Annotated in this window: 13 protein-coding genes; 7 read left to right on the top strand and 6 right to left on the bottom strand. The window is 45.7% G+C overall.

The features are described from left to right. The first annotated feature begins 134 nt into the window (after nt 1-134). Nucleotides 135-1,316, top strand: coding sequence for an alpha-hydroxyketone-type quorum-sensing autoinducer synthase (gene cqsA / locus AACQ21_RS07400; protein ID WP_105977146.1), 1,182 nt, complete (start codon nt 135-137; stop codon nt 1,314-1,316). Between the two features lie 86 nt (nt 1,317-1,402). Here cqsA and AACQ21_RS07405 read toward each other — a convergent pair whose 3' ends face one another. The 4 genes from AACQ21_RS07405 to cra all read right to left on the bottom strand — a co-directional run bounded on the left by AACQ21_RS07405 (nt 1,403) and on the right by cra (nt 9,049). Next, nucleotides 1,403-3,454: an ATP-binding response regulator gene (locus AACQ21_RS07405; protein WP_105977147.1), complete on the bottom strand. Its 2,052-nt coding sequence runs from the start codon at nt 3,452-3,454 to the stop codon at nt 1,403-1,405. A 138-nt stretch (nt 3,455-3,592) separates the two neighbouring features. Beyond that, nucleotides 3,593-6,634, bottom strand: a complete 3,042-nt coding sequence (locus AACQ21_RS07410; RefSeq protein WP_105977148.1) for an SbcC/MukB-like Walker B domain-containing protein — start codon at nt 6,632-6,634, stop codon at nt 3,593-3,595. Continuing rightward, entirely contained in the window at nt 6,634-7,776 is a 1,143-nt protein-coding gene (locus tag AACQ21_RS07415) for an exonuclease SbcCD subunit D (RefSeq protein WP_105977149.1), read from the bottom strand. The genes AACQ21_RS07410 and AACQ21_RS07415 overlap by 1 nt, the downstream gene beginning before the upstream one ends. A gap of 142 nt (nt 7,777-7,918) precedes the next feature. Then, a complete protein-coding gene (gene cra, locus AACQ21_RS07420; protein WP_181185563.1) occupies nt 7,919-9,049 on the bottom strand; it encodes a catabolite repressor/activator in 1,131 nt (376 codons plus the stop codon). A 226-nt stretch (nt 9,050-9,275) separates the two neighbouring features. On the opposite strand from cra, the gene fruB reads away from it, so the two are divergent. From fruB to AACQ21_RS07445, 5 genes are all read left to right on the top strand, one after another. Next, a complete protein-coding gene (gene fruB / locus AACQ21_RS07425) occupies nt 9,276-10,418 on the top strand; it encodes a fused PTS fructose transporter subunit IIA/HPr protein (RefSeq protein WP_105977151.1) in 1,143 nt (380 codons plus the stop codon). A 10-nt stretch (nt 10,419-10,428) separates the two neighbouring features. Then, nucleotides 10,429-11,382 carry a 1-phosphofructokinase gene (gene pfkB / locus AACQ21_RS07430; protein WP_105977152.1) on the top strand — a complete coding sequence of 318 codons (954 nt, stop codon included), beginning with the start codon at nt 10,429-10,431 and terminating at the stop codon, nt 11,380-11,382. 18 nt (nt 11,383-11,400) lie between these two features. Beyond that, nucleotides 11,401-13,143: a PTS fructose transporter subunit IIBC gene (fruA, locus tag AACQ21_RS07435; RefSeq protein ID WP_105977153.1), complete on the top strand. Its 1,743-nt coding sequence runs from the start codon at nt 11,401-11,403 to the stop codon at nt 13,141-13,143. 141 nt (nt 13,144-13,284) lie between these two features. After that, nucleotides 13,285-13,662, top strand: coding sequence for a hypothetical protein (locus tag AACQ21_RS07440; protein ID WP_234782774.1), 378 nt, complete (start codon nt 13,285-13,287; stop codon nt 13,660-13,662). Between the two features lie 53 nt (nt 13,663-13,715). Beyond that, nucleotides 13,716-14,402 carry a DedA family protein gene (locus AACQ21_RS07445; protein ID WP_026027215.1) on the top strand — a complete coding sequence of 229 codons (687 nt, stop codon included), beginning with the start codon at nt 13,716-13,718 and terminating at the stop codon, nt 14,400-14,402. A 327-nt stretch (nt 14,403-14,729) separates the two neighbouring features. Here the strand turns inward: AACQ21_RS07445 and AACQ21_RS07450 are convergent, their stop codons facing one another. Together AACQ21_RS07450 and AACQ21_RS07455 are read right to left on the bottom strand one after the other, a co-directional pair. Beyond that, the gene (locus AACQ21_RS07450) at nt 14,730-15,443 is read right to left on the bottom strand and encodes a response regulator (RefSeq protein WP_017046943.1); all 714 of its coding nucleotides are present in this window, start codon (nt 15,441-15,443) and stop codon (nt 14,730-14,732) included. Beyond that, nucleotides 15,433-16,863: a sensor histidine kinase gene (locus tag AACQ21_RS07455; protein ID WP_105977154.1), complete on the bottom strand. Its 1,431-nt coding sequence runs from the start codon at nt 16,861-16,863 to the stop codon at nt 15,433-15,435. The genes AACQ21_RS07450 and AACQ21_RS07455 overlap by 11 nt, the downstream gene beginning before the upstream one ends. A 115-nt stretch (nt 16,864-16,978) precedes the next feature. On the opposite strand from AACQ21_RS07455, the gene nifJ reads away from it, so the two are divergent. Next, complete coding sequence (nifJ, locus tag AACQ21_RS07460) at nt 16,979-20,263, top strand: pyruvate:ferredoxin (flavodoxin) oxidoreductase (RefSeq protein ID WP_105977155.1); 3,285 nt, start codon at nt 16,979-16,981, stop codon at nt 20,261-20,263. Nucleotides 20,264-20,361 lie beyond the last annotated feature (98 nt).

Here is a 20,361-nt window from a genome sequence, read left to right on the forward strand (position 1 = left end):
ATATAAAAGACACTATACCTTAATTTGCAATAGCAGCCAAAATAATAAAAACTCACTCGTGACAATTTTAAATTAATATTCAATATATCCTTTGTCAGCTGGCATTTAATTAAAAACATATAAAGGATATAACCATGAATTCACGTAAGTGGAAACACGAACTACCGGCTTCTATACAATCTAGAATTGACTATTTTATCAATGATTTGATTAATGCAAATGCTAACGGAAAACACCTAGTCCTAGGGAAAAGGCCAACAAAAAACGACATAGTGTTACAAAGTAATGATTATTTAAACTTGGCTGATCATCCATTAATTAAAGCACGGCTGAAAAATGCCATCGATAAAACACATGATAGTGTTTTTATGTCCGCTATTTTTCTACAAGATGAAGAGTCTAAACCTTCATTAGAAACGAAATTTGCAGAATTTGTAGGCTTTGATAGTTGCCTTCTTTCTCAATCAGGATGGAATGCTAATACTGCCTTGTTGCAAGCCGTGTGTGGGCCACAAAGTAACGTCTACATTGATTTTTTTGCTCACATGTCAATGTGGGAAGGTGCTCGTTATGCTAATGCCAATATTCACCCATTCATGCACAATAATTGTGATCATTTGCAAAAACTGATCGCTCGGCACGGCCCAGGGCTCATTGTGGTTGATTCGATTTACAGCACTATAGGTACGATTGCACCACTCACCGATTTGGTCACTATCGCCAAAGAGTATGGATGCGCCATTTTAGTTGATGAGTCGCATTCACTTGGCACACATGGCGAAAAAGGTGCAGGACTTGTCAGTGAATTAGGGTTAACAGCAGAGGTTGACTTTATTACGGCAAGTCTTGCAAAAACGTTCGCGTATCGCGCTGGCGCTATATGGGCGAATAATAATGTGAATCACTGCATCCCTTTTGTGGGTTATCCCGCTATTTTTAGTTCAACTATTTTGCCTTATGAAGTCGAAGCGTTAGAAGCGACATTGGACATTATCAAATCAGCCGATTCTAAAAGAACTCAGTTGCATCGCAATGCACACACACTGCGTCGTGGACTAAATAGTATAGGGCTAAGCGTACGAAGTGAGTCCCAAATCATAGCGCTAGAAACCGGAGATGAACGAAATACAGAAAAAGTTCGCGATTATTTAGAAGAGAATCAAATATTTGGTGCTGTTTTTTGCAGGCCTGCCACTTCAAAGAATAAAAACATTATTCGGCTTTCGTTAAATAGTAATGTCACTGACTCACAAATTGATACCATATTAACCGTGTGTGAAAGGGCCCAAAATGATAGTAGTCTCTATTTCAAGTAAGTCACGCATCGACATACTAAACCAATGGTGCAACCACAAATAAGAGGGATAAGGTAAGGAATAACCCTAGGTTTCACCTAGGGTTATTAAATCCAGTGACTTAATTTTTTTAATAATAGCGTTTTATCCGCTGGTTTTAAAACGTAATCATTCATACCTGATGTTCGGATTTTTTCTATCGTTGAAGGGCTATTGTCACCCGTATGCCCAATAATAGGCACTTTACTGTAAGAAGCGGTGGATGAACGGATAGATAAAGTGGCCGAAATACCATCCATAATCGGCATTTCAATATCCATTAACACCAAGTCAATTGAATTATTGGCCAACATTTGTAATGCTAATTCCCCATCGCTCGCTTGCAGTACTTCATACCCTTGTTTTTCTAGCAACAGAGCGGTGAAGCTACGTAAGGAATGGTTATCATCGACCAACAAAATTCGTTTTTCATAATCATATTGTTTTAACGGGATAACATTTTTATCGGCAATAAGCTCTTCCGTTTCAAAGAGTAGTTCATCAATAATCGCCGATCCATCCAATAACAATTTGTGCTTTTCAATTGGGTAAATGGTTAAATGACGCTCCATCGTCAGCGCGTAACGCTGATTTTGGTCATATAAATAGCAAACTTTTGCTTGTGTAAAATGCAGTTTAGGTTCCAGTTTGGTTAAGTAATCCGGCGTTTCATCCAACGTTTGCAGATCCACAAAGATCAGATCAAACTCAAATTCAAACTCTTCTCGACGCAAAGCACTCTCAGGCTCTAAGACATTAAGCTGGAAACCAAGATAGAACGATTTCTCACTGAGATAACGATTCACTATGCTTGTCTTACCGATATAAAGCAGAGATTTCGCCTTCATGAGATCGAGTTTAATATTAGCAACGGCTTGCGAATCATACTCGGGAAACCTTAAGGTAAACTCCGTCCACTCTCCAAGTTCAGAACGGCAGATAATATCCCCTCCAAAAGCATGCATTACTTTACGGCAAAAGGGTAACCCCAGCCCATAGCTGCCATTTTTACCGAAGGTATAAAAGTCTTTAAAAATATCGTCCAACAAATGAGGTTCAATACCAACACCATTGTCTTTCACTGTAATTTGGTGGCAATTCTCACTTGATTTCAAGGTGATATGGATATTAAACATATCGTTATTTTGATAGTAGAACGCATTCTTGAGTAGATTGTAGAGCACGTATTTTAACAGTGTACTGCTGCCTAAAAAATCAAAGTCATCCACCACCTTAAGAGTCACTGCCTGCCTGTCTTCTGGTCTTTTATAAGAAAAACTGCGCAGTGCCTCTTCTATAACAGGCTTTACAGCATGCTTTTTAAAAGTCGATGTTGAGACCCTATTTTGATCAATCGAGGTTAACAGCAAATCAATGGTCTCATTACCGGAGCGAATGACTTCATCAGCATCTCTTAATAGCCCAGCAATCAGCTCTAAATCTTTAGACGGTAGCGTATAAGATTCTGATTTGGATGCAGTAGGATTGGGCAATACTGAACCCATTACTTCAATTGACGCTTTTAACGCACTTAATGGATTTCTCATTTCATGCGCAATCCCTGCGCCAAAAGACTTGGCAATCGACACCTTCGCTTCATGTTCAATTTGATTACGAAAATAAAACAGGTTGCCAAAAATGTAAGTAAATAGAAAAATCGGTACATGCGGCCATTCCACCATCACTCGCAGTTCCGCGTTCATTACGCCATAAGTCACAAAGTAAGCACATGCTAATGCAATAGCTGCTTGAATCAGCATGACTTTTGTTTCGTGGACTAGGAGAATATGGAGGAAAATAGACGCCATGAACGACATCGCCCAGATCGTTGACCAATCGTTCATCAGCATCATGTAGCCAAAAAAGAATGGCAAACAAAATCCTATTGAAAACAAGTAATAGTAAGGTAAGTAGTGCTGTAAATGTTTCGGCGTTGAATTGCGAAAAATAATCCCCGCAAATAAAATGGCGCAAATCGCCCGTAACTCCATACTTTCATAAGGTTGTGGAAAGAGATAAGTCCACACGTAATAATAAAGGGGAAAACCAATGAACCCCATCCATCCCACAAGGGTGAGGTTCGGCTCAGCGTACTGGTATATTTTTTTTACTACGTCCATGCAACCTTACCAAACTGATACATTCATTTTTATAATCATCATTATGCATAACCTGGTCTTTTAAAACGCCGAAGTGAGTCACACTCGCCACGCTATGCTTATTAATAACTAGCACAAGATAACCTACATTCCCATTCATTATGCAACAAGTCTTATTGAACTGCCGTTGTTTCTCGCCACATCGACATCAATGCGTAAGGCTATTTGCTCTTTCAGCTCGCTCACGTGAGAAATGATGCCGATCGTTCGGCCTCCTTGTTGTAAGTCGACAAGGGTTTGAATCGCCAAGTCCAATGACTCAGGATCTAAACTGCCAAAACCTTCATCGATGAACAGTGTATCCAGTTTAATACCGCCGCTGTATGATTGCACCACATCCGATAACCCCAGTGCTAATGACAACGCCGCCATAAAAGATTCACCACCTGACAAGGTCGCCACATCTCGCCATTTTCCGGTATAGCCATCTTCGACCATCAGATCAAGCCCTGAACCCACATTACCTTTGGCGCGATCTTCTTTACGCTTGAGCAGATAACGCCCCTTACTCATGATCTGCAGCCTCATTGAGGCTTGGATCAGCACATCATCTAACAGCACGCCAAGAACAAAGCGATGTAAACTCACTTTAGCGCCTGTTTTGCCGTTGGCGATATCGCTCAAAGTCCCAAAGACTTGGTACTCTTGCTCTAAGGCTTCATTTTTTATATGTAAAATAGCGATTTTTTCTTTCACACTGGTTAAGGCATCCATTTTAGACCGTAACGTGCTCCATTGATCCAATGCGCTTTGCTGTAACATGGCTACAGCCTCGACCGCGCTTGCATACTCAGCAAGATTGGGCTCACTTTTTTCACTCAGATCACTGGCTAATGTTTGAAGCTGAGCGTTTAACGTCGTACTTCTTTCGTCAAATTGTTTAATCTGCTTTTCAAGCTGCTCGATCTGCTGTGAAGATAAACGTGCCTGTAAATAGTGCTCAGTATCGTCGAACTGGCTCTCAATCAGCGCACTGTGCCACTGCTGCTGTGACTGCGTAAACGCATTTTGCCAATGTATCTGGTGTTCGACCGCCGCCGCCAACGCCGCTTTCGCACCAGAAAAATCGGCGTTCGCTTGGTTGAAGCGCGCTTTGGTTTCCGCATCTAAACGGTTGAGATTAGCCAATTGCAGCTCTAACTGGGTTAAAGATTCGTTCAAATGCAAACTGTCTTGATACAGCTCCGGGATCCCTTGGCTTAATGCAGAAACTTCAGTCTGCTCTTTGGCAACCGTCAGGGTGGCTTGTTCGACTTTATGCTGCTGCGTTTCAGCATTTTGCTTAGCTTGTGCTAACTGCAATTCTAATTTTGTCAATTGTTGAGCTAATTGCTCTGGATTGAGCGATTCAAGATGAGCAATGGAATGCTCAAGATCGCTTTGAGCTTGCAGCAGTTGCACTAAACTTTGCGTATTTCCAGATAATGACTCCCTCAAACTTGCCATCTCTTGCTCAAGCCGTGCGTATTGGGTCTCTCGCAGTTGTTGCTGCTTCAGCGCTTCTTGCTCAGTGGTTAGTTTATTTTGCTGTATCGCTCTTGCCTGCTGCACTTGCACCTTAGTCACCGTTTCTCCGGTATAACGCGCTAATTTAGGATGATCGCAACTGCCACACACTGGGCACTCGTCGCCTTGATCCAAGGTTCGAGCCAGCTCGGCGGCTTGGTTGGTGTGCCAAATCAGCTCTAATTTATCAGCTTGCTGCTTCGCGTCCAATGTTGCGCGCTGCGCCAACTCAAACTGCTGCTGACTATGGCTCAGTGCAGCTTGCTCTGTGGCTAAACGCTGTTCAAGCTGCTGCAGCTTTAATAAGCGATCAATCTGCTGTTTGATGGTTTCAAGCTCTAAGCGCTGTACTTTTAACTCAGCCAACTGTTGGTTGACTCTTTCGCACTCTTGACGCTTAAGCATAATTTGCTGCTCAAACTGCTCAACAGCGGTGCGCAAGTTGTGGCGATTTTGCGTCGCGAGCTCCACTTCACGTAAGGCTTGTTGCAGCGCTTTTTGATGATGCTCCCGTTCAACAAGCTTAGTTTTGATTAGGTTTAAGTCATAAATTTGTTGCATCAGATTCGGCACTATTTTGACTTTTTCTGCCGCGTCTTCTTGAGCCGCTTTGGCTTGTTGCCACTGCTGTTGTGACTGTGTAAGCGCTTGCTCTTTTTCGACTCTTGCTTGGTTGGCCGCTTCTAACTGACGTTGTGACGATTGTAATTCGTAATAGGGTGAATCTAAGCGCGTAGCTTGCAAGGCTTGATGCCTTTGAGCTTTTACCGCATCGATGACTGACGATTGTGCATCGTGATCGGCTTTAAGTTGCACGAGTTGACGCTGCTCTTGAAATTGTTTAGCAAGGGCTTGCGCCGCTTTTTGCTCGCTGCTCGCTGCATCAAACCTTTGCTGGGCATCTAGGTACGCTGCGTGAGCGGCCGTTAATTGGGGTGACAGCTCAGCAATGCACGCTTCAAGGTGTGACTCGCTAGTTGCGTTCACGACGTCCAATGCGCCTTTAATTTGGTGATCAAATTCTTCTTTCGCTTTGCGGATCCCCGCCGCTTTCTCAAACAGCGCTCGTTCAATTTGGCTATAAATGTGAGTTTGAAACAACTGACCAAAGATTTGCTCCCGCTCTTTGGAGTTGGCAGTCAGTAATTCACGAAATTTCCCTTGGGGGATGACCATCACTTGGCGAAACTGTTTTACATCTAAACCGATCAATTCCACCATTGCTTTACCGACGGGATTGGGTTTGTTAGCAAGCAATTTCATTTCGCCATCGACCCATTCAAACAAGCTCGCGGCATGGGATTTTTTTGTTGAGCCTTCACCGCGTTTTTTCGGCACTTCTTGGTCGGGCGAGCGATCAACTTGGTAGATTCGCCCGCCAAGCTCGAACTGGTAGCTGATTTCGGTGAGCGTGTGCGGGTCCGCGTAGTCGCAGCGCATTTGATCACCAGTGCGCTCACTGCCTGTCGTTTCACCATACAAAGCGTAGCAAATGGCATCGAGCAGTGAACTTTTGCCCGCTCCGGTTGGACCATTAATCAAAAATAGCGGCGAGGCACCCAAAGCGGTAAAATCCACCACTTCTTTATGAGCAAAGGGGCCAAATGCTTGCAGGGTCAATTGTATTGGACGCATTAGGCTTGGGCTCCCGGCTTTAGTGCTTGAATGACGTCGATCACCGCTTGCTCTTGCGCTGCGGTTAACGCTTCTTGCTTAGCTTCTAAGAAAAAATCGCGGAACATATCCACCTCACCGCGTGCCAAACGTGCACGCCCCATTGCTTGATCAACTCCCACCAACATGCCCGGTTTTTCTAAATGCAGTACGTTGGGGTAGGATTGACGCAGTTTTTCCATCGGGTCCAGTATCGCGTGTTTGTCGGTAAGACGAACCAACAGATAATCGTGGTTGTGTGGGTCTGTTTTACCTTGCTCGATGATCTCCAGCAACTCACCTTCAATAATACGCATGCTATGAGGAGCAGTCAGTGGCACATGCGTGGCGCTGGCAAAACCTTGTTCATCAAATTCAACCAAGGTCGCTCCTTTCTTGTGGTGCTGCTCTGAAAAGCTGTATTTCATTAGAGAGCCAGAGTAACGGATATACTCTTCCCCTTTTTTCTGCGGTTGGTGCAGATGACCGAGCGCAACATAATCAAAAGGTACAAAGTGTTGATGACTGACACGATCAGAGCCGCCAATGGACAAAGGACGTTCAGAGTCAGATTCGATAGCGCCATCAACAAAGCAGTGGCTAATCATGACGTGACGTTGTGACGGATTCCACTGCGATATAATCTTCTCAATAAGGTATTGATGGGCTTCATCATGACTGGTTACGGCCTCTCCAAAGTGGTGGCGAACGACTTCAGGGTCGTTATAAGGCATACCATAAAATGCCACTTCACCAGCAATGGCTGATTTTAGTACCACAGGCTGCATCATCTGTTCAAAATTGCTAATAATGTACAAGCCCGAGTGTTGCATCTGCTTGGCCGCAAAGCCTAAACGCTTCGCCCCGTCGTGGTTACCGGGGATCATAATTAAGGGGATGGAAAGCTCGTTGCACACGCGGTTGACTATATCATCCATCAATTCAATGGCTGCAGTCGGTGGAACTGAACGATCGTAGATATCTCCGGCGACGATTAAAGCATCCACCCGATTACACTGCAGATACTCAATCAATTGATTGAGTACTGCGCGCTGATCATCCAATAAAGAAACGTTGTGAAATTGTCGACCGAGATGCCAGTCAGAGGTGTGAAGAAACTTCATTCCAACCCTAAAAATACCGAAAATCAAAGTGCTTCATAATACGCGATTAACCAAGAAAAGCGACGTAAGATCGAGAAAAACAGAGCTTAGGTTACGTGAATTTTCTTGATGACTTTATAAAAATTAAGCTAAAAAGTGACCATCAATGGATACGAACTTTCAGTTTACGAGGCACCAATTCAATACCAGCTTGATAACGTTTTGCCGAAGCGTTGAGGGCCAAAGCAAGTGCGCTGTCGGCAATCAGCTCAAACTGCTGCGGCAACGAGTTGATTTTAATCGGCAAGAAATCAAGTAGACGGTTGTCACCAAATGTCGATAACTTCACACGATTCATCAAGCTTGGGTTTTCAAACAATACATCTAAAATCCCTTCAAGCAGAGTGTAAGAAGTCGCGACGATCGCATCCGGCATAGTGTTGTTGGCGATCCATTCATTCACCACTCGTTTGCCCTCTTCTCGATTAAAGTGCGCGCCATAACCGATGACACTGTGCACATTTCTCGCTCTCAGCGCTGATTCAAACCCCAACTGGCGTTCTTGCGAAATATTAAGCTCTGGTAATGCACCGACCAAACCAACGGTTTTGATCTCCGGCGTTAATAGAGAGTGAGTCAATTCAAACGCGGCGTTGAAATCTTCACTGATCACACAGGCGAAAAATTCATCATCTAACGGGCGGTCAATCGCAATAACCGGAGTGCCTGAATGTTGCAACTTGAGATAAAACTCACTGGCGTGAGAAATCGCGCTGGCGACAAATAGCGCATCGATGCGGCGTGAGACCAAGGCATCTACCACCGACATTTCGGTATGCGGGTCATCGTCCGAACAGGCGATGAGAATTTGGTAACCCGCTTGACGAGAGTTCTGCTCTAACAATTTAGCAAGACGCGCGTAACTGGTGTTCTCAAGATCAGGGATGATGAGCCCAAAAGAGCGGCTATTTCCTGCTCGCAAAGCAGAAGCGGCATGATCGGGACGGTAATTATGAGCATCCACCACGGCCATCACTTTCTGCTGGGTTTTTTCACTAATGCGGTACTTCTGCGCTTTGCCATTGATTACATAACTGGCGGTGGTTTTAGAGACTCCCGCTAACTTCGCTATCTCATCTAGTGTCATATCAACCACTCTTGTTCTGTGCGTCGGATCATAGAACTCATTTTTTGATCCTTGATGAAGTTGAATTATACGCTGAATCGATTCAGTATAAAAGCTGAAAGGATTCAGCAAAATTACAAAATGATAACTAAGGCTACATTTGACCATCACTTCATCGATATAAAGATCACCAAATGTGAGTGTTATAAAAAATGAGCAGTGCGAGTAATAAGTTGAACAGCACCATTTTTCGTCAAAAATAGGTTTGCTGAATTTTTTTGGGAAAAAAGCTGAAACGATTCAGCTTGAATAAGTCATATTAATAAACTATCACTTAGGTGAAAACCATACTTAAAAGTGATAACGAATTAAGCCGTAAGGCAAAGAGGCCAAAATGCTGCAACTCAATTCCAACAATATTACTTTGGGCCAATCACCCACGAACAAGCAAGAGGCGATTCGAGCTATCGCAGCGGATCTAACCAACAAAGAGTTCGTCGAAGCAGGTTATGTCGATGGCATGCTTAACCGTGAAGCTCAGAATTCGACCTTTCTTGGTAATGGTATCGCGATCCCACACGGTACAACCGATACACGTCAACTGGTTAAGCAAACGGGTGTTGCCGTTCACCACTTCCCCAACGGCGTTGACTGGGGTAACGACGCAACCGTTTATGTCGCGATTGGTATTGCAGCGAAATCCGATGAACACTTGGGCATGCTGAAGCAACTGACGCAAGTGTTGTCCGCCGATGGCGTTGAAGAAAAACTGAAACAAGCGTCCAGTGCCAATGATGTCATTGCACTCCTCAATGGCGAAGTGCAATTTGAGCCTGATTTTGATGCTTCGTTGATCCAACTGCTTTTCCCTGCCAGTGATATGGTACAAATGAGCGCCGTCGCTGGCGGTTTGCTACGCAATACCGGCTGTGCCGACAATGAATTTGTTGCCGAACTGGTCACGAAAGAGCCAACCCACCTAGGCAAGGGATTGTGGTTAATCAGCAGTGACAAAGCGGTCAAACGCACGGGCATTTCATTTGTGTCAACCGCCAATGCGTGTGAATACAATCAACTCAACGTCAAAGCCTTGATCGCGATTGCCGCTTGTAATAATGCTCACCAAAACATTCTGGATAAGCTCACGCAGCTTGTGCTTCAGCAGCAGCAAGAAACCTTGCTCAATGCGAATGCTGCCCAATTATTGGCTTTCTTCAGCAATGACAATGAACAAGCTCCGGCAAAAGATGAGAGCGCAGCAAGCAAGGTTGCGGTATTCAAAATCAAAAACGCACATGGTCTGCACGCTCGTCCAGGAGCGATGTTGGTGGCCGAAGCGAAGAAATTTGAAGCCAATATCAAAGTGTCTAACTTAGATGGCGACGGAAAAACAGCCAACGCGAAAAGCCTGATGAAAGTCATTGCGCTGGGCGTAAAACATGGCCACCAGCTTCAGTTTTCAGCTGAGGGGCCAGACGCCGAGCAAGCATTAGAGTCGATCGGTAAAGCGATTGCTTCTGGTCTAGGTGAAGGGTGAGGATTAAGTCATGACAAATAAAGTCGTCACTATCACGCTCAACCCAGCGCTTGATTTAACAGGTAGCTTGGATGTGCTGAATGTTGGCTCAGTGAGCCTAGTCAAACAAGGCTCGCTTCACGCCGCAGGTAAAGGGGTTAATGTTGCGAAAGTACTGAGCGATCTCGGTGCAAAGGTGACTGTGACCGGATTTCTTGGCCGTGATAACCAAGAGTGGTTCTGTCAGCTATTTGATCAAATGGCCGCAATTGATGAGTTTGTTCGTGTTGATGGTGCAACCCGTATTAACGTGAAATTGGTCGAGAAATCGGGCGAAGTGAGCGACATCAATTTCCCCGGAGTCGAAGTGACGCCGCTTGCCATTGAGCAGTTCGAACGCACTCTCGATAGATTAGCCGCTGATCACGACTATTTTGTGCTCGCTGGTAGCTTGCCACAGGGCATCTCCCCAGCATTATGTGCTTCGTGGATCGAAAAACTGCACTCCATGGGTAAAAAAGTGCTGTTTGATAGCAGTCGTGATGCCCTCAAAGCGGGTCTTGACGCAAAGCCTTGGTTGATTAAACCAAACGATGAAGAGCTTTCTCAATTTGTGGGGCGTGAACTACACACTCCTGAGCAATGCCAAGCTGCCGCCGCGCAACTGGCCGAAAAAGGCATTGAAAATATCGTGGTGTCGATGGGAGCAAATGGCGTGATGTGGTTGAACCAACATCAATGGCTGCATGCAAAACCACCACGTATGCAGGTCGTTAGCACTGTTGGCGCAGGCGATACTTTAGTCGCGGGCCTTTGCTGGGGACACATGCAGCAGATGGAAAAAACAGAACTGCTTACTTTTGCCACCGCCCTCTCTGCGTTAGCTGTTACGCAAGTCGGCGTGGGTATGTCAAACCGAAAACAACTCGAAACCCTACAACAACAAATCCAATTACAACCCGTTAGCTTAAGCGCTAACTCATAAGGACAGAAGGTCGTAACTATGAAGATTGCTATTATTACCGCATGCCCCAGTGGCGTTGCAAACAGCATCATTGCTGCCGGGCTGCTTGAACAAGCGGCAAAATCGCTCAATTGGACCGCTGTGGTTGAATGCCATTCCAGCATCATTCAAGGCCATACGCTCTCTAGCAGTGAAATCGACAACGCAGATGTGGTGGTTATTGCTCGTAATACACCAATAGATACCACCCGTTTTATCGGCAAAAAAGTGTACCAAAATGACATTTCAGCCTGCACGTCTGATCCCGTTACTTTTTTAAACAGCGCGATAAGTGCAGCGACTATCCTAACTGAGCAAGAGGCAAAAACGGTGTCTGCGCCAGTCGTAACGCAAGCTGCTAAAAAAATCGTGGCTATCACCGCTTGTCCAACGGGTGTTGCACACACCTTTATGGCGGCAGAAGCGCTAGAAAACCATGCAAAACGCCTTGGCCACCAGATCAAAGTAGAGACACGGGGTTCTGTGGGCGCGAAAAACCAACTCACGGCGCAAGAGATTGCTGATGCGGATTTGGTGATCATTGCGGCCGATATCGAAGTGCCACTCGATCGTTTCAACGGCAAAAAACTGTACAAAACCAGTACTGGCCTTGCACTGAAAAAAACCGAGCAAGAGATCACCAACGCGTTTAACCAAGCGTCTATTTATACGCAATCGTCAGCGTCTAATAGCAATCAAACCGAAGAGAAAAAAGGGGTGTACAAGCACCTGATGACTGGGGTATCTCACATGCTTCCTGTCGTAGTCGCGGGTGGTTTGATCATCGCACTCTCTTTTGTGTTTGGTATTGAAGCGTTTAAAGAGCAAGGCACATTGGCGGCGGCGCTGATGACCATTGGTGGCGGTTCAGCCTTTGCATTAATGATCCCTGTCATGGCGGGTTTTATTGCGTTCTCGATTGCTGACCGTCCGGGGCTTGCTCCTGGTTTGATTGGCGGGATGTTGGCAAGCTCTACCGGAGCCGGTTTTCTTGGCGGTATTGTGGCCGGTTTCATTGCAGGTTACGCCGCTAAATTCATTGCAGATAAAGTCTCCTTACCTCAATCGATGGAAGCGCTAAAACCAATCCTCATCATTCCATTTGTGGCGAGTCTCTTTACTGGCTTGGTGATGATCTACATCGTCGGTGGCCCTGTATCGAGCATCATGGCTGCAATGACTGAGTTCTTAAACAACATGGGCTCAGCCAATGCCGTACTTCTGGGTGTAGTCCTAGGCGCGATGATGTGCTTTGACTTAGGCGGGCCGATTAATAAAGCAGCGTATACCTTTGGTGTTGGTCTACTTGCTTCGCAAACTTACGCACCAATGGCCGCCATTATGGCTGCGGGTATGGTGCCAGCGTTAGGTATGGGCCTTGCGACTTTCCTTGCCAGAGACAAATTCGAAGCCGGTGAGCGTGAAGCGGGTAAAGCCTCATTTGTACTAGGTTTATGCTTTATCTCTGAAGGGGCAATCCCATTTGCAGCGAAAGATCCAATGCGCGTTATCCCAGCTTGTATGGCAGGCGGCGCGTTAACGGGTGCACTGTCTATGCTGTTTGGCGCGAAATTAATGGCTCCGCACGGCGGCTTATTTGTCCTACTGATCCCAAATGCGATTACACCTGTACTGATGTACCTAATCGCGATTGCGGCTGGTACGGCGGTGACTGGCTTTGGTTACGCCTTCCTTAAAAACCGCGCAAAAGCGAGTGAGAGCTCAGCCGCGGCAGCAATATAATTTGCATCATTAATATTTAACCATCATGAGTGAGCAGCAGCGCTGCTCACTTTTTCACGCTTTTCCAGGGCTAAAATTCCTTTACACGCACCGCTGACACGCCGCATACTCACCCTCAGTTTTAGTAGCCTCGCGATAGTTATGATCCAGTCATTGATGTTTGCCTTCTTGTTTAGCTTATTGAGCCTGTTCTCCTCGCTCAACCTCAATGCTACACAAAGCTTTTCGGCGAGTGAGTCTACGACAATCCAGCATGTTCATTTTTCCAGTCATCCATTTTTTGTTGATCGTGATGCAGCGATATTAACCACAAGACATGAAACGCCACGAGTCAGTGGGCTTCGGTTAATCTCAGATGACGACGAAGAGACGAGCGCAGAAACTACCCTACTTTTTTACACTCTCAGTACCACTGCGTTTGTCGTCATTTGTTCTCTGTATATAGGTCAATCAACTCACGTTTTTGTGCGTAAAGCACTGCAATTTTCCAACCTGTATTCACGCTTTGCCCACGCTTAACACCTTTTTCAATCGGACCAATTATTACTATTTACTGATTGAGGAAGCTTGTTATGAATACTTTTTTGTCTATTTTCTCTGCCTTATGGCATCAAGATCTGTTTGCGCTACAACAGGTCGATCTGTCGTTACTTTACCTCTGCATTGGATTACTTATCTTCGTTGAAAGTGCATTTATTCCAGCAGCGCCGCTGCCTTGCGATAGTGTGATTGTACTGTGTGGTAGCCTTGCGGCCGTTGGGGTACTCAACCTGTATGCCATTATTGGCGTGCTGGTTTTTGCTGGTTGGCTGGGCAGTGCGATCGCCTTTTATCAAGGCCACCAACTTAAAGAGTGGCGATTAGTCTCAACTTGGCTCAACAAAGTCTCAGAAAAACAGTGGCGCACTACCGATAACTTGATCCAAAGGTATGGGCTACTGGCCATGTTCATGGGGCGCTTTCTGCCGGTAGTTCGTTCTTTGCTGCCTATGGTAATGGGGCTGCGTAATGCAGTAACACCAACACGCTTCCTGCTCGTCTCACCACTGAGCGCGCTGGCGTGGATTCTGTTTTTGGTCGGCTCAGGCTTAGGTATTTCTCTTTTGCCCGATAAGCTTGCCAAAATAGCCAATCATGCGTTGATATTAGCACCACTGATGACACTGTTGATCGCTATCTCAACGGTACTGGTGGGTTGGTTAATGCGTAAACGTTCACTGCAAAAAGCCCCTCGCATCAGTGAAGAAAGCCAATTATAGCGGCCTTACGCCACGGTTCAAATGGCCGTGGCGTTCGTAATCGTATGAGCATAGCAGCGAGCCACGCTGACAATAGATAAAAAAAGGGCTCAAAAGAGCCCTAAAACAGAATAATTAATTATAAATGTAAAAAGCTTGCGCTCCTTACAAAACGGCTAAAGATGTGTGTATTTGTTACGTGCTCACTAATCCAATATCTCGCAAAACATCCCACTAACATTTCACGCTGGCTCTGCCTGAGTACTTAACCGATATTGAGTCTAACAAGCGCTTCGTATAGATGCTGTATGGATAGCAAGGCTCGATATAAAGATTTTATAAAGTAGCCTAAACCGCAAACTGGTCTGATTCGCCTTCTACCAACCGATATCCTACCCCTGTTTCTGTAATAATATGTTTAGGTTGGGCTGGATTTTCTTCCACTTTATGACGCAACTGGGCAACATGAATACGAACATAATGATGATGTTCAATGTAGTTACTGCCCCACACTTCTTTTAAAATTTGCTTATGAGTCAAAACCTTGCCCATATTTCTCACCAAAAGTTTTAAAATATTGTACTCGGTTTTGGTCAGTTTTAACGGTTCACCACTTTTAGTCACTTGCTTAAATGCCAAGTCGACAACTATCTGGCCGAATTGGTAGCAAACCGACTCTTGAGGCTGAGGTTGGCTCAGTTGGCGTAACGCGACACGTATTCGCGCTAGCAGTTCTTCACTACCAAATGGTTTAATCAAGTAATCGTTGGCTCCCGCATCAAGTGCTTGAACCTTATCTGATTCCTTATCACGGGCTGAGATGACAATGATTGGCGTCTGCGTCCAACCCCGAAGCTCTTTGGTGAGTGCAATACCTTCCATATCTGGTAAGCCTAAATCCAATAAAATCAGATGCGGATTCCAGTTTGCGACTAAGGCTATCCCTTGCTCTGCTGTTCCAGCCGTTTTGACTTGATACTGATAACCGCTGATCAACACGTTGAGAAAACGTTGAATCGGTGCTTCATCTTCAATGATCAAGATTTTAATTTCACTGTTCATACAGTCCCTTTAAATCGTAAAGTCGGCATGGTATCGCCACGGTAAAACTAACACCTTGGCTTTCACGGTTGCGAGCAACTATCGTACCGTGATGTGCGGTGACGATCACTTGGCATATCGCTAAGCCAAGCCCTGTGCCATCGACTTGGGTATGGTTGAGGCGATAAAAACGCTCAAAAATTCGGGTTAATTCTTGCTCAGGAATACCAGGGCCATTGTCCGCTACTGTTAAAATAAACGCCTCATCGCGGTATTCTATCTGGATCTCTATCTCACTTCCTTTAGGTGTATATTTGGCTGAATTTTCAATCAGGTTAGAGATAACCTGTTCAATCAATAAACTATCGAGTTCAACCAACATTGGTTCACTTTTTAAATTCACATGATGGTGACGCAATCGTCGAGATAAACGGCTCAGTGCACTGCCAAGCACTTCTTCAGGTTCGACCCAATCCAACTTAGGTACAAGGGCCGCGCTAGTGTAACGCGTGATATCAAGCAGTTTTGTTAAACTACGATTGAGCCGCTCACCTTGCTCAGCGATCGATTTCAATAGTTCATCTTGCACCTCTTGATCCAGCTTCAACCCCGCATCGGTCAACGTCGTTGCCACGCCAATGATCGTCCCTAATGGTGTTTTCAAATCATGAGATACTGACGCTAATAACGTGCTACGCATGGTTTCTAATTGATTAGCCGTTTCCACTTCCGCAAGCGCTTGGTTAGCTTGCGAACGTGCCAGTGACAAACTGAGTAATGAAATGACCCACGGGGTAACTTTGTCCTGTTGATCTTTTTCAACCGCTAATACGCCCAATACTGTCTCTCGATCTTTAAGCCAGTGAATGGTGGTGGTCGCAGGTACATGACGGCCATCAAATTCTTCTAGCTGGGCATACGGAAACGAATCGTTTTTTGCAAGCAGATGCCAGTGAGGGTGAGCAGATAAAATCGCGCTCGGCAAGCTCAGCTCTTTATTAAGAAATTGCACGGTCGCCTGCGCAATTTGCTCACTGGTTCGCAGTGCCGACAAGTGACAAGCAAGCTGATAATAGGTCTTATGGCGCATCTGGAGGTGCTTATTTTTCTGTATTTGCTTTCTCTGTGACTGTGTTATATTGATCGCGAACATCCCACTGAACACCATCACCGAAAAAGTAATCACATGCTGTGCATTCTTAAAACGGAACGAACTGTAATCCGGCAATAAGAAGTAGTAATACACTATGACGCCCATAATGGTCATGAGGTATGCATTGCGTGGACGAAGTAGTGAAGCACTAACAATGTTGAGCAATAAAAACAGCATTGCCATGTCTGTTTCTAAGATATTTTTTCGGTAAATCACGCCCACCGTAGTAACCAACACATACAGGCATATCAATAAGATGACCCGTTGTGTCTCGTTTACTCGCGTCATGTTTAGCGTCTTAACCATCTTTGTTTCTCGTGATTTTGTCACCTTAGTGACGGAATCATACATCTTCAGACGTAAGTCGCAACGATTGCGATAAACACAAGAGGTTTCCAAAGTAATGAATTGGATTACTGATGCCAATACTGCGGTAGCAAATATAGCCTATCAATTAAATGAAGTGATTGCCGTATACCCGATAACGCCAAGTACCACCATGGCCGAGTGCTGTGAAGCATGGTCGGCAAAACATCAGCTCAATATCTTAGGGGAGACACCCGAGGTAATTGAGATGCAATCTGAAGCGGGAACCATTGCGGTTGTGCATGGCAGCGCCATGAGCGGTGCATTAGCCACGACGTTTACTTCTTCGCAAGGATTATTATTGATGATCCCCACTTTATATAAATTGGTGGGAGAGCTGACTCCGTGCGTGATCCATGTCGCCGCGCGCAGTGTCGCAACCCATGCCCTATCGATTTTTTGCGATCACTCAGATGTGATGTCGATTCGGCAAACGGGCGTTGCCATGTTATGCGCAAGCAACGGTCAGCAAGCACAAGACATGGCGTTGATATCGACCATGGCTTCACTGCGCAGTCGGTTACCGTTTGTCCATTTTTTTGATGGATTTATCACCTCTCATACCTTAACTAATATAGACATGCTGACCACCGAGCAGGTAGCGCAACTTTTTCCCCATCGCGCATTGCTTGAATTTCGTCAGCGCGCCTTAACGCCCGATCGCCCAACCTTACGCGGAGCAACGGCAGGTCCAGATACTTATTTTCAATGCCGCGAAGCGCAAAACCGCTATCAACAGCATGCACCTGATGTTGTCCAAACCTGTATGGATGAGTTTGCGCAGCTCACTGGACGTGCCTATCACTTAGTAGAGTACTGTGGCCATCCACAAGCTACACGAGTAATCATCGCTCTTGGCTCGGTCAGTGAAACACTCAACCAATACGTTCAAAGCAAGCCAGATGAGAGCGTCGGTGTTGTCACCGTTCATCTCTATCGCCCTTTTCCTACTCAAGCATTACTCAACGCCTTGCCTGAATCGGTACAGCAGATCAGTGTGTTGGACCGCACTAAAGAACCCGGAAGTAGCGGTGAACCGCTGTATCTGGATGTGCTTGATGCCATTTACCAAAGTGGTCGACCCATTGAGTTATTCCGAGGCCGTTATGGTTTATCGGGAAAAGCTTTCTTTCCAGAAGATGCGCAGCACATTTTCGCTATGATGCGAAATGAGCACGGCCGGAAAAGAGAATTCGTGGTAGGAATCGATGATGACGTCACTCATCTTAGCCTACCCGTTACCTCACAGCCTGAACGAGAAGAAGCGCTGCAAACGGTGTTGATGTACGGCTACGGTGGTGATGGTAGCATCTCGGCAGGAAAAAACGTGCTCAAAGCTCTTGGCAAGCAAAACCACTGGTATGTGAATGCTCAGTTCGAGTACGACTCGAAAAAATCACGCAATCTTACGACGACGCACTTGCGACTCTCCGAACAACCGATCCAAACTCCGTACCCGATTCGGCAAGCCAGATTAATTTCGCTCAGTCAATTAGGCCTACTGAAAGACATCGATATCACGCAGCGATTCTGTCAGCGCGCGCTACTATTGATCAACACATCGCTTATAGGGCAAGCACTGTGGGATTCTCTGCCATTTGCATTGCAATCGACGATTCAAGCTAAACAGATCAAAGTGGTGACGATCGATGCCGATAAGTTAAGCGCTCAGCATCAACTCAAAAACAAAGCCAGCGTCGCTATGCAAGTAGCGGCGACTTTACTGCTCAGCCCAAGCCAAGAACCTTCTCAACAGCGTGCAACTTTGCTGGTTCTGCAAGCAATGTGCAAAACGCAATTACAAGGAAAACCTGACGCACTTATCGAGCGTAACCTCGCGTGCATTGAGGCAGCAGCGCACGAGATAAACGACTCACCTTTCACCATCACCGCACAAACCTCGCAAACATCATTTGCGGTCAAAGAGCGCAGCCAACCCGCTTCTTTGGTGGAATGGTTACTCGCTGGGAAAGGGGGAGATTTACCTGTCTCTGCCTACCCTGCTGACGGGATTTGGCCAACCAATACTTCTTCTTTAGAGAAACGAGATATCTCCGAACAATTACCAGTTTGGGATCCGGATCTCTGCACTCAGTGCGGTTACTGTGTCTCGATATGTCCGCACTCAGCCATTCGTGCTCGGGTGTTCGAACCCAACGAATCACATCAAACATCGACCGCGCTTAAAACCATGCCTTATCGCTCTCGTCATCAACAAGATGCGCAATACGCATTGCAAGTATCGCCCGATGACTGTACTGGCTGCCAACTCTGCGCGCAAGTTTGCCCAGCCAAAGATAAGCGCGACCCTGAGCAGAAAGCGTTGACTATGGTCAGTAAGCCGCTTTGTTATGAACAAGAACAGCAGCAGTTTGCCCTGTTTAATGCGCTGCCAATGCAAAACATCCACCAACAGAGCCGTATTGATGTCAAAACCATCCAGCATGTTGAGCCTTATTTCGAATACCCTAATGCTTGCGCTGGGTGTGGTGAAACACCTTATATTCGGATTTTGACCCAGTTATTTGGTGACCGACTTTATATTGCTAATGCCACCGGATGCTCTTCCATTTTTGGTGGCAACTTGCCCACAACACCCTACAGCCAAGATGCCCAAGGAAGAGGACCTGCATGGGCTAATAGCCTATTTGAAGATAACGCGGAATTTGGGCTGGGAATGCGATTAGCCGTCAAAGCCTTAGGGGCGCGAGCACAAACGGCCTTTGCTCAACACTCCCTTCACGGCAGCAATGAGTTACTCACTGACGTTGATGAGCGTCGACAACAACTGAGCAATATAAAATCAAGCTTAACGTCAGACACTCAACATGCCGAATTAAAGCTATTACTTGATTATTTGATTGAAAAACAGGTATGGCTGATAGGTGGCGATGGCTGGGCTTATGACATCGGTTTTGGCGGCCTTGACCATGTGTTACGCAGCGGTGAAAACATCAATATCTTAGTACTCGATACTCAATGCTATGCCAACACTGGTGGGCAAAAATCCAAATCAACCCCACAAGGAAAAACAGCCAAACTGTGTAGTTTACCCAACCCAAATCCCGCCAAAGATTTGGTTGCTCTTTACCAAAACCTGCCCGGTATCTATGTGGCAAGAATCGCTTTAGCGGCCAATATGAACCACACGATCAAAACGCTACAAGCGGCTGGGGAACATAAGGGGCCATCATTGGTTGTCGCTTATTCTCCATGCATTGAGCACCATTATGATCTTGCGCAGAGCGCCGAATACACCAAGGCACTGGTTAAGCAAGGTGACTGGCCACTGTATGCAGCGCTTGGCAAAAACGTTGAATAACACACCTTAACCCTGCTAAGAAATAAGCCGTTCCTTGATAAAGAAACGGCTTGTTTCTACGTGAGTTGATGGATCTTACTTTAAGCTCAATGAGTCGA

Source organism: Vibrio sp. V01_P9A10T6 (assembly GCF_963877065.1).
In the GTDB taxonomy this organism is placed as follows: domain Bacteria; phylum Pseudomonadota; class Gammaproteobacteria; order Enterobacterales; family Vibrionaceae; genus Vibrio; species Vibrio anguillarum.

Coding starts and splice junctions, on each gene's coding strand:
- AACQ21_RS07440 (WP_234782774.1), top strand. CDS start 13,285: ATGATCCAGTCATTGATGTTTGCCTTCTTGTTTAGCTTATTGAGCCTG.
- cra (WP_181185563.1), bottom strand. CDS start 9,049: ATGGTCAAATGTAGCCTTAGTTATCATTTTGTAATTTTGCTGAATCCT.
- AACQ21_RS07405 (WP_105977147.1), bottom strand. CDS start 3,454: ATGGACGTAGTAAAAAAAATATACCAGTACGCTGAGCCGAACCTCACC.
- AACQ21_RS07450 (WP_017046943.1), bottom strand. CDS start 15,443: ATGAACAGTGAAATTAAAATCTTGATCATTGAAGATGAAGCACCGATT.
- nifJ (WP_105977155.1), top strand. CDS start 16,979: ATGAATTGGATTACTGATGCCAATACTGCGGTAGCAAATATAGCCTAT.
- pfkB (WP_105977152.1), top strand. CDS start 10,429: ATGACAAATAAAGTCGTCACTATCACGCTCAACCCAGCGCTTGATTTA.
- fruB (WP_105977151.1), top strand. CDS start 9,276: ATGCTGCAACTCAATTCCAACAATATTACTTTGGGCCAATCACCCACG.
- AACQ21_RS07445 (WP_026027215.1), top strand. CDS start 13,716: ATGAATACTTTTTTGTCTATTTTCTCTGCCTTATGGCATCAAGATCTG.
- AACQ21_RS07455 (WP_105977154.1), bottom strand. CDS start 16,863: ATGACGCGAGTAAACGAGACACAACGGGTCATCTTATTGATATGCCTG.
- AACQ21_RS07410 (WP_105977148.1), bottom strand. CDS start 6,634: ATGCGTCCAATACAATTGACCCTGCAAGCATTTGGCCCCTTTGCTCAT.
- fruA (WP_105977153.1), top strand. CDS start 11,401: ATGAAGATTGCTATTATTACCGCATGCCCCAGTGGCGTTGCAAACAGC.
- cqsA (WP_105977146.1), top strand. CDS start 135: ATGAATTCACGTAAGTGGAAACACGAACTACCGGCTTCTATACAATCT.
- AACQ21_RS07415 (WP_105977149.1), bottom strand. CDS start 7,776: ATGAAGTTTCTTCACACCTCTGACTGGCATCTCGGTCGACAATTTCAC.